This is a genomic window from Xanthobacter sp. 91, from assembly GCF_000702385.1.
GTDB classification, from domain to species: domain Bacteria; phylum Pseudomonadota; class Alphaproteobacteria; order Rhizobiales; family Xanthobacteraceae; genus Xanthobacter; species Xanthobacter aminoxidans.
This window is the reverse complement of the sequence record NZ_JNIB01000001.1, coordinates 2,201,874-2,215,955: the sequence shown is the minus strand read 5'-3', so window position 1 is coordinate 2,215,955 and position 14,082 is coordinate 2,201,874. Positions and strand designations below refer to the sequence as shown.

Annotated in this window: 10 protein-coding genes; 8 read left to right on the top strand and 2 right to left on the bottom strand. The window is 68.7% G+C overall.

Annotation, left to right across the window (positions count from 1 at the left end; translation table 11 throughout):
• Positions 1 to 3: 3 nt before the first annotated feature.
• A complete protein-coding gene (locus A37E_RS0110495) occupies positions 4 to 2,292 on the bottom strand; it encodes a heavy metal translocating P-type ATPase (RefSeq protein ID WP_029556540.1) in 2,289 nt (762 codons plus the stop codon).
• Between the two features lie 65 nt (positions 2,293 to 2,357).
• Between A37E_RS0110495 and A37E_RS0110490 the strand changes: the two genes are divergently transcribed.
• The gene (locus A37E_RS0110490) at positions 2,358 to 2,861 is read left to right on the top strand and encodes a helix-turn-helix domain-containing protein (RefSeq protein WP_051678930.1); all 504 of its coding nucleotides are present in this window, start codon (positions 2,358 to 2,360) and stop codon (positions 2,859 to 2,861) included.
• A gap of 3 nt (positions 2,862 to 2,864) precedes the next feature.
• On the opposite strand, the gene A37E_RS25915 is transcribed toward A37E_RS0110490, so the two are convergent.
• Positions 2,865 to 3,905: an AraC family transcriptional regulator gene (locus tag A37E_RS25915; protein ID WP_029556538.1), complete on the bottom strand. Its 1,041-nt coding sequence runs from the start codon at positions 3,903 to 3,905 to the stop codon at positions 2,865 to 2,867.
• A gap of 489 nt (positions 3,906 to 4,394) precedes the next feature.
• Between A37E_RS25915 and A37E_RS0110480 the strand changes: the two genes are divergently transcribed.
• The 7 genes from A37E_RS0110480 (at position 4,395) to A37E_RS0110445 (ending at position 14,049) form a co-directional block, all read left to right on the top strand.
• Positions 4,395 to 5,216 (top strand): outer membrane beta-barrel protein, encoded by an 822-nt coding sequence (locus A37E_RS0110480; RefSeq protein WP_051678929.1) that lies wholly within the window; start codon positions 4,395 to 4,397, stop codon positions 5,214 to 5,216.
• A gap of 123 nt (positions 5,217 to 5,339) precedes the next feature.
• Positions 5,340 to 6,590, top strand: a complete 1,251-nt coding sequence (locus A37E_RS0110475) for an Hsp70 family protein (protein WP_029556536.1) — start codon at positions 5,340 to 5,342, stop codon at positions 6,588 to 6,590.
• A gap of 122 nt (positions 6,591 to 6,712) precedes the next feature.
• A complete protein-coding gene (locus A37E_RS0110470) occupies positions 6,713 to 9,247 on the top strand; it encodes an alpha/beta hydrolase (RefSeq protein ID WP_029556535.1) in 2,535 nt (844 codons plus the stop codon).
• 73 nt (positions 9,248 to 9,320) lie between these two features.
• A complete protein-coding gene (locus A37E_RS0110465) occupies positions 9,321 to 10,175 on the top strand; it encodes an alpha/beta hydrolase (protein ID WP_029556534.1) in 855 nt (284 codons plus the stop codon).
• 218 nt (positions 10,176 to 10,393) lie between these two features.
• Positions 10,394 to 11,431 carry an AraC family transcriptional regulator gene (locus A37E_RS25910; RefSeq protein ID WP_051678928.1) on the top strand — a complete coding sequence of 346 codons (1,038 nt, stop codon included), beginning with the start codon at positions 10,394 to 10,396 and terminating at the stop codon, positions 11,429 to 11,431.
• Between the two features lie 219 nt (positions 11,432 to 11,650).
• Complete coding sequence (locus A37E_RS0110450) at positions 11,651 to 12,568, top strand: formylglycine-generating enzyme family protein (protein WP_029556533.1); 918 nt, start codon at positions 11,651 to 11,653, stop codon at positions 12,566 to 12,568.
• Positions 12,569 to 12,579: 11 nt separating this feature from the next.
• The gene (locus tag A37E_RS0110445; RefSeq protein ID WP_051678927.1) at positions 12,580 to 14,049 is read left to right on the top strand and encodes an arylsulfatase; all 1,470 of its coding nucleotides are present in this window, start codon (positions 12,580 to 12,582) and stop codon (positions 14,047 to 14,049) included.
• The last annotated feature ends 33 nt before the right edge of the window (positions 14,050 to 14,082 follow it).

The window sequence follows — 14,082 nt, the reverse complement described above, 5'->3', positions numbered from 1 at the left end:
GGATCACTCCCCCGTCCGCCGCAGAAGCCGCAGCGCGTTGGCGGTCACGAGCACGGTCGCGCCGGTATCGGCGAGGATGGCCGGCCACAGGCCGGTGATGCCGGCGACGGTGGTGACGAGGAACACCGCCTTCAGCCCCAGCGAGAGGCCGATGTTCTGGCGGATGTTGCGCATGGTCCGCCGGGACAGGTCGATCATACCGGCGATATCCCGGACGCGGCCATGCAGCACGGCGGCATCCGCCGTCTCCAGCGCCACGTCGGTGCCGCCGCCCATGGCGATGCCGATATCAGCCGCAGCCAGCGCCGGCGCATCATTGATGCCGTCGCCCACCTTGGCGACGACCTCACCCTGCCGCTTCAGCTCGGAGACGATGCGCTGCTTGTCCTCCGGCAGAAGCCCGGCGCGCACCTCAATGCCGAGCGCGCGGCCGATGGCGGCGGCGGTTCGGGCGTTGTCGCCCGTCAGCATCATCGTGCGCAGCCCGCGTTCCTTCAGCGCCGCGAGCCCCGCCGCCGCATCCGCGCGCGGCTCGTCGCGCATGGCGATGGCGCCCGCGAGCACATCGCCGACGATGACGAGGGACACGGTCTTGCCCTCGTCGTTCAGCCCTGCGAGGCGCTCTTCCGTCTGCGGTTCGAGCGCCACCCGCGCAACCCCCGCTGCGACGGAGCCGAGGAACACCCCGCGCCCCTCAACGATCCCCGTCACCCCCTTGCCGCCCAGCGCACGACCCTCGCTCGCGGCAGGAATGGAGAGGCCATCGGCGGCAGCACGGTCGAGGATGGCCTTCGCCAGGGGATGGCTCGATCCGCCCTCCAGAGCGGCAGCAAGGCGCAGCACCTCTGGCTCGGGCAGCGCGAAGCCGATCACGTCCGTCACCTTCGGCCGTCCCTCGGTCAGGGTGCCGGTCTTGTCGAGACAGACCACAGTGACCTTGCCCGCCGTCTCCAGCACCGCGCCCCCCTTCAGGAGCAGCCCGCGGCGCGCGCCGGCGGACAGGCCCGAGGCGATGGCCGCGGGGGTCGAGATGACCAGCGCACACGGGCAGCCGATGAGCAGGATGGCGAGGCCCTTGTAGACCCATTCGCCCCAGTCGCCGCCCAACAGCAGCGGCGGGACGGTCGCCACCAGCGCGCCGATGACCACGACGGCGGGGGTGTAGACCCGCGAGAAGCGGTCGATGAGCCGCTCGGTGGGCGCGCGCGCCTCCTGAGCCTCCTCCACCAGCTTCACCACGCGAGCGATGGTGTTGTCCTCGGCCGTCGCAGTGACGCGCACGGTGAGCGCCGCATCGCCGTTGACGGTGCCGGCGAACACACCCGCGCCGACGCCCTTGGTCACGGGCGCGCTCTCGCCGGTAACCATGCTTTCGTCGATCCCGCCCTCTCCCGCGACGATCTCGCCATCGGCCGCGATGCGGTCACCCGGACGCACGAGGATGGTGTCTCCAACGGCGAGCTGCGCCGCCGGCACTTCCACGAAGTCGCCCCCCCGCGCCACCAGCGCCGTCTTCGGCACCAGCGCCGCGAGCGCCTTGATGCCATCGCGCGCCCGGCCCGCGGCGAAGCCCTCCAGCAGCTCGCCGACAAGAAAGAGGAACACGACGGCCGCAGCTTCCTCCGCCGCCCCGATGATGACCGCGCCCACGGCCGCGATGGTCATCAGCGTTTCGATGGTGAAGGGCATGCCGACCGCTGCGGCTGCGAACGCACGGCGGGCGATGGGCACGAGGCCAACCAGCATCGCGGCGATGAACAGGGGGGTCTGGACCTGCGGCAGGATGAGGCCGGCCAGGAAGGCCGCCGCGAAGGCGGCACCGCTGGCAAGGGTCAGTCGCGCCTTGCCGTTGGACCAGAACCCGCCCTCGCCCGGTTCCGCGCCATGGGCGTGGTCGTGGCCAGCGGCAGGCGCATCCCGATCCGGAGGATGGCTGGAATGGTCGTGCCCCGCATGGGGATGATCCGCGTGATCATGCCCGCCATGGTCATGGCCCCCATGGGCACCATGATCATGATTGCAGCACGCCCCGGGGGCCGCGGCAGGAGCGGACGTGCGGGCCGGCTCGGCGTTCGCGAGGGCGAGGCCATAACCCATGGGCTTCAGCCGCGCCGGCAAGGCCGAGAGATCGGCACCGGAATCGTGCCGCACGACCAAGGTCGCCGCCGCCACGGACACGCTCGCCTCCGCCACTCCGTCCAGACGGCTTGCCACGGCCTCGATCTTCGCCGCGCAGGATGCGCAATCCATGCCCGAGACGCGATAGCGTGTCTGAACCTGCCCGGCTGTCATGATGCCGCCTTTCCTTTGGTCATGGTGGCAGCCTAAATGCTCTAGTAACTAGAGGAGCAACCCCCATGGCTCCGGTGCAGGCGCACCTCACAATCGGCGAAGCCGCCCGCATCAGCGGCGTGAAGGTGCCCACCATCCGCTTCTACGAGGAGACCGGCCTGCTGCCGCACCTGCCGCGCAGCGAGGGCAACCGCAGGCTCTATGACGATGCGCAGGTGAAGCGCCTCGCCTTCATCCGCCATGCCCGCGAGCTGGGCTTCGGCCTTGATGCCATCCGCACGCTGCTGACCTTGCAGGATCGCCCCGATCAGCCCTGCGCCGAGGCCGATGCCATCGCCGGCGCTCGCCTCGACGAGGTGCGTCGGCGCATCTCCTCCCTGAGGGCGCTGGAAGCGGAGCTGGAGCAGATGGTGCAGGCCTGCGCCCACGGCCAGGTCGCCGAATGCCGCGTCATCGAGACGCTTGCCGACCATGGTCGGTGCAGCTTCCACCGCGACATCGAGACCGACCGCGACACGGCTCCCCAACCGGCCACGCAAGTGCACGCGAGGACAAAGGGGCGACGCTAGCGACTACTCGGCCTCGTTGCCGGTGTCCGTCCTCCCGCCGAGCGCGCTGCGCCGCAGGCGACTCGGCGAAGTGCTCGTCCAGCGCCGGATGGCGCGGCTGAAACTGGCGTTGGAGCCGTATCCCACCTCCGCCGCCACGGTCCGAATGGCGCTGCCGGTGGCGGTGAGGCGGGCGATGGCCTGCTCGGCGCGCACCTTGTCGATCAGCTCGGACAGGCTGGCCCCCTCGGCGGCCAGCCGGCGTTGCAGGGTGCGCCGGCTCATGAACGCGAGTTCGGCGATGCAGGCGAGGCTCGGCTCGGTGCCGGCTTCCATGAGGGCTGGCAGGATGGTGGTGATGGAGCCGGCCAGCGTGCCGTCGCCGCGGATCACCGCAGAACCTGCGGGGACGGCAACGTCGGCAACCTGCCGCCCGTTCACATAAGGCCGGTCGAGCACCGCATCGGAGAAGACCATGGTCACGGTGCGGTTCGCCGCCGGGACCACCTCGCAGCCGAACTGGGCGCTCATGCCCTCAACCCCGTGGCGCGGGTGAGGCGTCAGTTCCATCCGCTCGATCAGCGGACCCTCATGGCCCGTGCGCAGGGCCACGGTGCGGATCAACGCGGCCACATACTGGTGCACGAAGGACAGGTGCTCGGCATCCACGGGCACGCGAAAGGCGTGGCGTACTGCTCCGCCGCCGGGATCGGGCGTCAGGGTGAACAGCTCGTGGGAGCCGTGGTGCAGATAGGCGCGCGCCACCTTGGTGAAAGCCTCCCGCGGCGTGCGGGAGGTCATGACGATCTGGCCCAGAAAACCGAGCTCCTCGATCCCGGCATGGGCGACCATGCGGCAGGGCACATCATGCCCCTCACGCCCCACAACCTCCATCAGCAGGCGGATTCCGGCCATGAGCGGGATCGGACGGTCACGGTCCTCGATCAGCCCCGCCGGCAACCCGGCGTCGAGCAGCATCTGGTCGAGCGAGTAACCGCTATCGCGCAGCCAGACCATGAGCGGCGCGATGGCCGCGGCGCGCACCAGGGGCAGTGTCGTGGTCACGGGTGCCCTCGTCTTCCAATCTCTTTCTCGACCGGCTTGGCTTACGGCGACCCGACGTAGCTGCCACCGCTCAAGCTGGACAGTAACAGAGCCTGTTCACACGCTTTCACCGTGGCGCGCAAGATCAAAACCCGCACGGCGTGAGGACTTGGCTTCACACCCGCGCGAACGGAGGCCCTGTTACGAAACGTCAATGATTGCAAGGACGCACGCGAAAACCCGCATTCCATCAGAAATACCCTTGCGCAAGCCCACTCTGCCGTTGCTGCGTGGCCACACCCGGCCGGGAATAGCGTGGGCGGGGCAGTTCCGCCCCCGCGGCTGCGCTAGGATGGCGCGGCCGGCGCATGACAAGACCCGGCGAGGCGCCCCAGGACGGCGCCGGCTCAAGACGGGGGAATTATGGTCCGGGGGCATCAGTTCGAAACAACGGCCGCACACCGCTCGGCCGGGTCAGACGTCACAGCTCGCACGCGCCGGGGGGCGCGAGTGGGATTGCGCGCCGCGCTCGCCATGCTGGTCGCGGGCGCGATGCTGGCGATGGCACCCGCGCGTCCTGCCCACGCTGCGGACCTCAGCGCGGCGCCCGCTCCTCAACCTCAGGCGGCGTCCGGCTGGCAGTATCAGGCCACCTTGTACCTTTGGGCGACCGGCATCGACGGCGACATCGGCATCCGCCGCCTGCCGGCCATTCCGGTGGACATCACCTTCGGCGACGTGATGCAGAACTTCCAGGGCGCGGTGATGGGCAATTTCATCGCCAAGAAGGACAACTGGACCCTGTTCGCCGACGTGTTCTGGTCGCAGCTCGGCACCAGCAAGAACCTGTCGACCGCCGGCCAGCCCCTCGTCGATTTCTCCCAGCGCCTGTTCATCCTGTCCGGCGCCGCCGGCTACCGGCTGCCGGTTGGCGATTCCGATTTCGACCTCTCCGCAACCGCCGGCTTCCGCTATCAGCGGCTGTCGGCCAACACCTCCCTCAGCTCCATCTTCGTGCCCTTCGCCATTTCCGAATCTGACTCCAAGGACTGGCTAGATCCGACCTTCGGTCTCGCGCTGCAGTGGAAGCTCAACAAGCAGTGGTTCCTGAACGCACTTGCGGACGTCGGCGGATTCGGATTGCCGGCGAGCTCCAAGCTCTCGGCGCAAGGCCTCGTGGCGGTGGGCTACAACTGGAATGAATCCTGGTCGACGGCGCTCGGCTATCGAGCCCTCTACACCGACTACGAATCCATCACCTCGCCCACCCGCGACTTCCGCTACAACACCACCATGCATGGGCCGTTCATGAGCATCGGCTACCATTTCTGAGCACCGTCGCCGCGCCCGGGCGACGGCAGTCGCCCGGGCGCGGGCTGCGCTTTCTCTTGCACTGCAGCGAGACTTGGTCTAGCTAGCCCGGCCTTCCGCACCCGCATACGGCAAGGAGGCCCGATGACCGCCTGCGGCCTCGATTTCGGCACCTCCAACACGACCCTCGGCCTGAACGGATCCAACGGCCCGCGCCTCGCGCGGCTGGAGGGCGCATCCGACACCCTGCCGAGCGCCATCTTCTTTCCCTGGACCGGCACGCCGCTGGTGGGCCGCGCCGCCATGGCCGCGTATGTGGGCGGCGAGCAGGGCCGCCTGATGCGCGCCTTGAAATCCGTGCTCGGCACGTCCCTCATCGAGGAGACGACGCCGGTCGGCCGTCGCCGGCTCGGCTTCAAGGGCGTCATCGGGGAGTTCCTCGCCGAGGTAAAGGCGCGCGGCGAGGCCGAAGCCAACGGGCCGCTGCGCGAAGTCGTCCTCGGCCGGCCGGTGCATTTCGTCGATGGCGATCCGGACGGCGACAAGCGCGCCGAGGAGACGCTGGGCTCCATCGCCCGCGACATCGGCTTCAGCGCCCTTTCCTTCCAGTTCGAGCCCATCGCGGCCAGCCTCGACTATGAGCGGCAGGTGGCCGGCGAGGAGCTGGCGCTGATCGCCGACATCGGCGGCGGCACCTCGGACTTCTCCATCGTGCGCATCGATCGCGGGCACCAGAACCGCGCCGACCGCGCCTCCGACATCCTCGCCAACGAGGGCGTGCGCATCGGCGGCACGGACTTCGACCGGCACCTGTCGCTGGCCGTGGTGATGCCCCTGCTGGGCCATGGCAGCCCGCTGAAGCGCAAGGGCCTCGCCATGCCGGCGGCGCTCTATCACGACCTCGCCACATGGTCCGCCATCAACCGGCTCTATGACGGGCGCACCGCGCGCTCCATTCGCGAGCTGGAACGCGCGGCGGCGCAGCCGGAGCTGGTCTCGCGCCTCGCGCGCGCCGTCGAAGAAGAGCGCGGTCACGGCCTCGCGCTCGACGTGGAGGCGGCCAAGATCCGCGTGGCCGAGGAGGGTGCCACGGAACTCGATCTCGCCGTGCTGGAGGCCGGGCTTTCGGTCGGCATTTCCCATGACGACCTCATCGCCCATACCGGGCTCCTCGCCGAGCGAATCGCCGGGCGGATCTCATCCTGCCTCTCCGCCGCCGGACTGACGGCGGACGCCATCGATGCCCTGTTCCTGACCGGCGGCTCGACCCGCCTCGCCCATGTGCGCGCCGCCATCTGCGCCTGCGTCCCGCAGGCCCGGGTGATCGAGGGCGACACCTTCGGATCGGTGGGTACCGGTCTCGCCATCGAGGCGGCGCGGCGCTACGGCGGCTAAGGGTTCGCGCCGCCCACAGGTTGCGCGCATCCTCCCATCGGCCATGCTTCCCTTGGACGCGCGGGCATGCTGTTCTCTCCTCCGGACGGCGGCGATGACAAAGACCGGCCGCAGGAGGAAACATGAGCTACGCCATAGCCTTGGGCCTCGCGCTGGCCGCGACGGCCCTGTCCGTGACCACCCCTGCCGCCTACGCCCAGACGCCGGCCGCACCGGCCCAGGCTGTTCAGGCGCCGCAAGCGCCCCTCACCGGCACCTGCTCGCAGCAGCGGCTTTGCCAGCTCAAGAAATTCTACGAGGTTGCCAACTTCAGGATCGGCGGCCGCTACGACCTGTCGAACCCGGATAAATGGGCAAACGGCGGGGAAGGCGGCACGACGCTGGAATCCCTCGGCGCCGGCCCGGCGAAGACAGCCTACATCGCGCTCGGCACCCCGAAGCGCAACGCCGCGGGCGAGATCACCAACGCTGTGGTGATCAATTCCTTCTATTCCGGCGACGCCACCGACATGTACGCCCAGTGGGTGGAGGGTACGGCCCTCTCCGGCGGCTCGGTGATCGGCTCCGGCAAGCCCATCGATACCGACCAGTATTACGTGGTGCTGGTGGACGCCCTCGGCCTGTGGGGCACCAGCAAGCCCTCGGAAGGGCTTGGGCAGAAGTTTCCGCAATACAGCTACCAGGACATGGTGCAGGCCAATTACCGGATGCTGCGCGACCACCTGAAGGTCGCCCGCGCCTCGCTCGTCACCGGCGTCTCCATGGGCGCGACCCAGACCTATGTCTGGGGCGTGATGCATCCGGACTTCATGGATGGCCTCATGCCCATCGGCGGCACCAGCCAGTCGGACGGCGAGGACCCGGTGGGCAACTGGACCTTCCAGCTCATGTCCGCCGCCATCGAGAGCGATCCGCAGTGGCGCGCCACGGGCGGCAATTACTACAACCTCCCCAAGGACAAGCACCCCAATCAGGGCGTCGCCTTCGGCTGGTCGATCCTCAACCTCACCGGGTTCGACTTCCAGCACCGCTCGCAGCAGGACTGGTCGACGGTGCAGCGGGACGTCTTCTACTGGAACCCGCCCAACCCGCAGGCCGGCGCCTCCATCGCCGCCCGCTCGCTGCTGTTCGATGCGGTGGACCTGCTGTGGCGCAACCGTGCCGGCGAGACCTACAACATCAATGCCGAGCTGAAGCGCATCAAGGCGCGCACCCTCGTGATGCACATCGAGAACGACCAGTGGCTCACCTTCGACCGCGCCAAGCGCACGGTGGAGAAGGTGCCCGGCGCGGACTTCGTGCATGAGAAGAGCCCGGTCGCCCATTACGGCGTCTTCCCCATCCTGAAGAACCGCCAGTTCGATCCCACCGTGGCCGCCTTCCTCGGCGACGTGTCGCGCCTCACCCGCAATCGCGAGATGGCGGCGAAGACCTACCGCACGCCGTCCGTCGCGGCCGACATCACCCCCGACAAGTCGTTCTGGAACAGCTTCGTCACCTATCCCTTCCCGGTGAAGAAGACCAAGGCGAAGGACAGCCGCGGTGTCGAGTGGGACATCGGCTACATGGACGAATATGCGGGCACGGCCGCCAACCCCGACGTGCTGGTCATCGTCCACGGCAAGGGCGCGTTCGGCGGCCATTACGGCAACATCATGCGCATCGCGCTGGAGCGTGGCCTGCGTGTGATCGCCGTGGACATGCCCCATTACGGCATGTCCGGCCCCGGCAATCTCGACAAGAGCCCGGCCCGCACCCTGCAGGACATGCGCGACGTGCTGCACGAGGTGGTGGTGAACCAGCTGAAGGTTCCCAAGGCCGCCTATCTCGGCCATTCCATGGGCGGGCAGATCGTGCTCGGCTACGCCCTCTCCTGGCCCGAGGCGGTGACCAAGCTGATCCTCGAAGCCCCGGCTGGCCTTGAGGAATATCCCCGCGAGGTCACGATCGCGCCGGGCAAGAAGCTCGACCTGTTCGATCCCGCCTTCGCCCACGATTTCGACGCCTGGAAGAAGGCGTGGGACCAGACCGGCCTGCGCGAGCGGGAGAAGAACCTCACCGCCCAGCAGATCGACGACTTCTACCACTTCCGCAGCCGCGATCCCGTGACCGGAGCTGTGACGCCCCAGCGCAACGGCTACTTCCTGCGCGACAGCGAATATGCCCGCCTCCACACCGCCCAGCGCATCGGCATGATCAAGGGTGATCCGCGCGAGCTGCAGCAGTGGGTGGACGTGTTCACCTTCGACATCTACGCCATGGTGGCGGAGCTTCAGGAGAAGGACCCCAAGAGCCTCTACAAGCGGCTGACCGAGATCAAGGTGCCGATCTTCCTCGCCTTCGGCGACAAGGAGCCCTTCATCCCCGGCACCGCCTTCAACGGGCTCACCGACCTCTCCCGCCAGTTGGTCCTGCCCTTCATGCGCCGCATGAACACGGCGGGGCGCGACGTTCAGGTGAAGATCTATCCCGGCACCGCCCACTTCATCCACACGGACGAGCCGGTCGCCTTCGCCGAGGATGTGGTGGACTTTGTGGAGACCGGCCGTGTGCCCACCGGCGCGCCGGCAAGCATCGACCGCCTCATCCACGGCGCACCCGCCGCCGCAGAGGCCGCCCCGGCCAAGGCTGCGGCGCCGACCGGATTGAACAAGTAGACGTCGCCAAAAGGTTTGCGCTCCGGACCCGGAGCGCAAACCGCCCTCGGCGCGCCCCTGACAAGAGGCCCCCATGCAGACGCTCGACGTGAACGGCCTTCGCCTCGCCTACCGGGAATGGGGCGGGGGGGACACGACCGTCCTCTTCATCCACGGCAATCTCGCCAGCAAGGAGTGGATCGAGCTGGCGGCCCCCCACGTCCCGCGCGGCGTGCGCACCGTGGCGGTGGATTGGCGCGGCTGCGGCGACAGCGACAAGCCGGCGCCCGCCGCCGACTTCTCCAACTATTCCATTGCCCAGCATGCCGACGACATGATCGCGGCGCTGGATGGGCTCGGCATTTCCTTTTGCCACCTCGCCACCCACTCCACGGGAGGTATCATCTCGACGCGCATGATCCTGAAGCAGCCGGAGCGCTTCGGCCGGGTATTCTCGCTGTCGCCGGTCGGCCCGCAGGGCATCGACTTCCCGCCCGAGAAGACCGCCTTCTTCGGCCAGATGAAGGAAAGCCGCGACCTCACCCGCCAGATCATGGCCGCGACCGCGCCCAGCCTGTTCGTGGATGAGACGCTGTTCAAGGGCCCTGCCCGCTTCATCCCCGACGCCGGGCCGCGTGCCGCCCTGTTCGACCGGATCGTCGATCAGGTCTGGGCGGTGTCCGACGGCATCTGGTTCGGCACGCCCGACACCCTCACCAAGGAGGCGAAGAGCGGCGAGCTGAAGGGGAAGATGGCGACCATCCACCATCCCCATCTCGTGGTCTGGGGCATGCGTGACGGCGTGATCAAGGAAGCCGACATGGTGGAGATGGCTGCGGTAATGCCCGATTGCCGCTTCGTCGCCGTGCCCGGCATCGGCCATTCCATGAATTTGGAGGCGCCGGAGCTTTACGCCGGCTATTTCGGCGCATGGTTCGGCGGGCTCTGACCCTGCCGCCCTCCGCGCCTGTGTCAGGGCGCGTCCAGTCCCGGAACCGGTCACTTCGCCCACCTCGAGCCCGAGCCGGTGACGCTACCGGAGCTTGACCACCGCGCCGCAGGTGGGGTTCAAAGGCAAGGGGGCGCCGGATCATCCGGAGACCGATCGCGGGCCGAGCCGCCCGGCGCATCGGCCCCTGATGCCCGCCGATATGGAGTCCGCAGCCCATGTGGGACCGCCATCCGATCCGGCTCTCGCTCGTCCACATGCTGCCCAAGGTCGCCGACGTCCAGGGCGTGCCGCTCGCACCACTGTTCGGCCGGGCCGGGCTTGCCGATGCGACGCCCCGCGATTGCGCGCTCGATGACACCTCGCTCGGCGGCGATCGCGTGGTGGCCCGCGGACAGATCTCGACCCTGCTGTTCCATCTCGCCCGGCGCAGCGGGGAGGCCGCCATCGGGCTTGATCTCGCCCATGCCGCTGATCCCACGCGGCTGGGCCTGGCCGGCCGTGCCCTGTTCGCCGGGCGCACCCTGCGCGACTGCTTTTCCGCCCTTCACCACCAGATGCCGGACCTGCAGGGCGGTGTCTCGGTCGCGATCGAGGAGCGCGACGGCGTCGCGCGCTGGCGTCACCGTCTCGCCGACAGCGATCCCGAACACGCGCAGGTGCTGAACGAGGGCGTCGCCGCCTTTGTCCTGCGCGCATTGCGCGCCATCACGGGCACGGACGCGGCGCCGCTGCACATCCGCTTCGCCCATCGCGCGAAGGCGCCGCCCACGCTCTACGAGGATCGTCTCACTGCCGGCGTCAGCTTCGGTTCGGGAGACGGGATCGAGATCACGTTCGATGCCCGATGGCTCGACAGCCCAAACGTGCTGTTCGCCCCGGCACCCGATGGGGGCAGTACGCCACTCGCCGCTGTGACGCTGAGCGACGATGCTCTCGTCGGCATGATCGAGACCCTGTTCGATAGCGCCGCCCTTACCGGCACCCTCTCCCTTGTGGATACGGCCCGCAGCCTCGGCCTGTCGCCCCGCACCCTGCAGCGGCGGCTCGCCCGGCTGGGTACGTCCTACGAAGAGCAGTTGGACCTCTGGCGGCACGCGCAGGCGCGGCTGCACCTCGGCGGATCGTCGGTGCCGGTCGCGTCGGTGTCGCGCGCCCTGGGCTATGGCCATCCCGCGCATTTCGTCCGCGCATTCCGGCGCTGGGAAGGTCGCACGCCCCTCGCCTTCCGGACCTCCGCACGGCTCGACCTGTAAGCGCCGAGTTGGCGCCAAATGGCAATTGAGAAGTCCCCGCCGCTCCCGCTAGAGCAAGAGCCGGCTAAGACCGTGACATGCGGGGGACATGAACGGGCGCAGGCCGAGCGCGGAACGGTCACTGGCGGAGAGGTCATGCACGGGCAGAGCGGCTGCGCCGTCGCACATCAGGGGACTGGCTCCGTCGAGGACGCACCAGCCGCAGCCGGCGATCCGGACATGATCCGGATCGCCGGCGGGCTGTTCCGCATGGGCTCGAACGATCATTATCCGGAAGAGGCTCCCGTCCATCAGGTGCATGTGGATGCCTTCCTCATGGATCGCACCCCCGTCACCAACCGCGCCTTCGCCCGCTTCGTCGCCGCGACGGGATACGTGACGGTCGCCGAGCAGGCGCCCCGGCCGGAGGATTATCCCGGTGCCAATCCCGCGCTGCTGGTGCCCGGCTCGCTGGTGTTCCGCATGCCCATCGACGCGGGCGATCCCGACGACTGGACCCGCTGGTGGCAATTCGTGCCCGGCGCATGCTGGCGCCACCCGCAGGGACCCGGCAGCGATCTAACCGGCAGCGAGGACCACCCCGTCGTCCACATCTGCCACACCGATGCGGCCGCCTATGCCCAATGGGCCGGAAAGGCGCTGCCCACCGAGGCGGAATGGGAGTTCGCGGCGCGCGGCGGGCTCGACGGCTCTGCCTATGCGTGGGGGGCCGAACTCGTCCCCGGCGGCGTTCACCGCGCCAACACATGGCAGGGGCGCTTTCCGGTAGAGAACCTCGCCGAGGACGGCTTCGTCGGCACATCGCCCGTCGCGGCCTTCCCGCCCAACGGCTACGGGCTCCTCGACATGATCGGCAATGTCTGGGAGTGGACCGACGACTGGTATCGCCCGCGCCATCCCGCTCCCGCGGAGAAATCCTGCTGCCTGCCCCGCAACCCGCGCGGCGGGACCATCGAAGACAGCCTGGAGTGGGCCGCCCCCGGTCTCGCCCTGCCCCGCAAGGTGCTCAAGGGCGGCTCGCATCTTTGTGCGCCCAGCTATTGCCGTCGCTATCGGCCGGCCGCGCGCCAGCCGCAATCCGTCGATACCGGCTCCGTGCACATCGGATTTCGATGTGTGCGTCGCCTCACCAGCTGACGAGGTATCAGGTGACTGATCGTAACGAGAAGACTGAAGAGAAGGTCCCGAGCCGCCGAGATGTGCTGGCCGGAAGCGCCGGCTTCCTCGCGGCCGTCGCCGGCCTCTCTTTGCTCGCCCCCGGCGCACGGGCGCAGGGGACGCCGCGTCCGCACATTCTCTACATTCTCGCCGACGACCTCGGCTTCGCCGACGTGGGGTTCCACGGCTCGGACATCAAGACGCCGAACATCGACCGCCTCGCCGCCGGCGGCGCCAAGCTCTCCCAATTCTACACCCAGCCCCTCTGCACGCCGACCCGGGCAGCGCTGATGACGGGGCGCTATCCCATGCGCTACGGCCTTCAGGTGGGCGTGATCCCGTCGGGAGGCACCTACGGCCTCGCCACCGAAGAATTCCTGTTGCCGCAGGCGCTGAAGGAGGTGGGCTATCGCACCTCCCTCGTGGGCAAGTGGCACCTCGGCCATGCGGACCAGAAATACTGGCCCCGCCAGCGCGGCTTCGACAGTTTCTACGGTCCGCTGGTGGGCGAAATCGACCACTTCAAGCACGAGGCGCACGGCGTCACCGACTGGTACCGCGACAACACGCTGGTGAAGGAAGAGGGCTACGACACCGACCTGTTCGGCGCCGAGGCGGTGCGAGTGCTGGGTGCCCATGATCCCAAGACCCCGCTCTTCCTCTATCTCGCCTTCACCGCTCCACACACGCCCTATCAGGCGCCGCAGCGCTATCTCGACATGTATGCGCACATCGCCGATCCCTCACGGCGTGCCTATGCGGCGATGGTCACCGCCATGGACGACCAGATCGGCCATGTGGTAGCGGCCCTCGAGGCCCGCGGGATGCGGGAAAACACGCTCATCGTCTTCCATTCGGACAATGGCGGCACCCGCAACAAGATGTTCGTGGGCGAAGGGGCGCTGGCCGGCGATCCGCCGCCCAACAACGCCCCCTATCGCGACGGCAAGGGCTCCCTCTACGAGGGCGGCACCCGCGTGGTGGCGCTCGCCAACTGGCTGGGCCGCATCAAGCCGGGGCAGGCGGACGGGGTGATGCACATCGTCGACATGCTGCCGACCCTGGCGAAGCTCGCGGGGGCGGACCTCAAGCAGTCCAAGCCCCTCGACGGCAAGGATGCCTGGGCGGCGCTCGCCGCCGGCGCCGCCGGCCGCGACGAGCTGATCTACAACGTGGAGCCGACCACGGGCGCCGTGCGCGACGGCAAATGGAAGCTCGTCTGGCACGTCCTGCTGCCGCCGAAGGTGGAGCTGTTCGATCTCGACGCCGACCCTGAGGAGAAGACCGACCTTTCGGCGCAGAACCCCGCGAAGGTGGCCGAGCTGAAGGACAAGGTGGTCGCCCTCGCGCGCACCATGGCGCCGCCCCTGTTCTTCTCCAATGCCCTCAAGGCCACCCTCTCCGCCCCGCTCGCGACGCCAGATGCCGGCCTCTACGAGCTGGAAATGGAGGACGACTGACGCCTTGCCGCCGCCGCGGCCGCGGCCGGGCTG

Coding starts and splice junctions, on each gene's coding strand:
- A37E_RS0110495 (WP_029556540.1), bottom strand. CDS start 2,292: ATGACAGCCGGGCAGGTTCAGACACGCTATCGCGTCTCGGGCATGGAT.
- A37E_RS0110470 (WP_029556535.1), top strand. CDS start 6,713: ATGAGCTACGCCATAGCCTTGGGCCTCGCGCTGGCCGCGACGGCCCTG.
- A37E_RS0110490 (WP_051678930.1), top strand. CDS start 2,358: ATGGCTCCGGTGCAGGCGCACCTCACAATCGGCGAAGCCGCCCGCATC.
- A37E_RS0110465 (WP_029556534.1), top strand. CDS start 9,321: ATGCAGACGCTCGACGTGAACGGCCTTCGCCTCGCCTACCGGGAATGG.
- A37E_RS25910 (WP_051678928.1), top strand. CDS start 10,394: ATGTGGGACCGCCATCCGATCCGGCTCTCGCTCGTCCACATGCTGCCC.
- A37E_RS0110450 (WP_029556533.1), top strand. CDS start 11,651: ATGATCCGGATCGCCGGCGGGCTGTTCCGCATGGGCTCGAACGATCAT.
- A37E_RS0110475 (WP_029556536.1), top strand. CDS start 5,340: ATGACCGCCTGCGGCCTCGATTTCGGCACCTCCAACACGACCCTCGGC.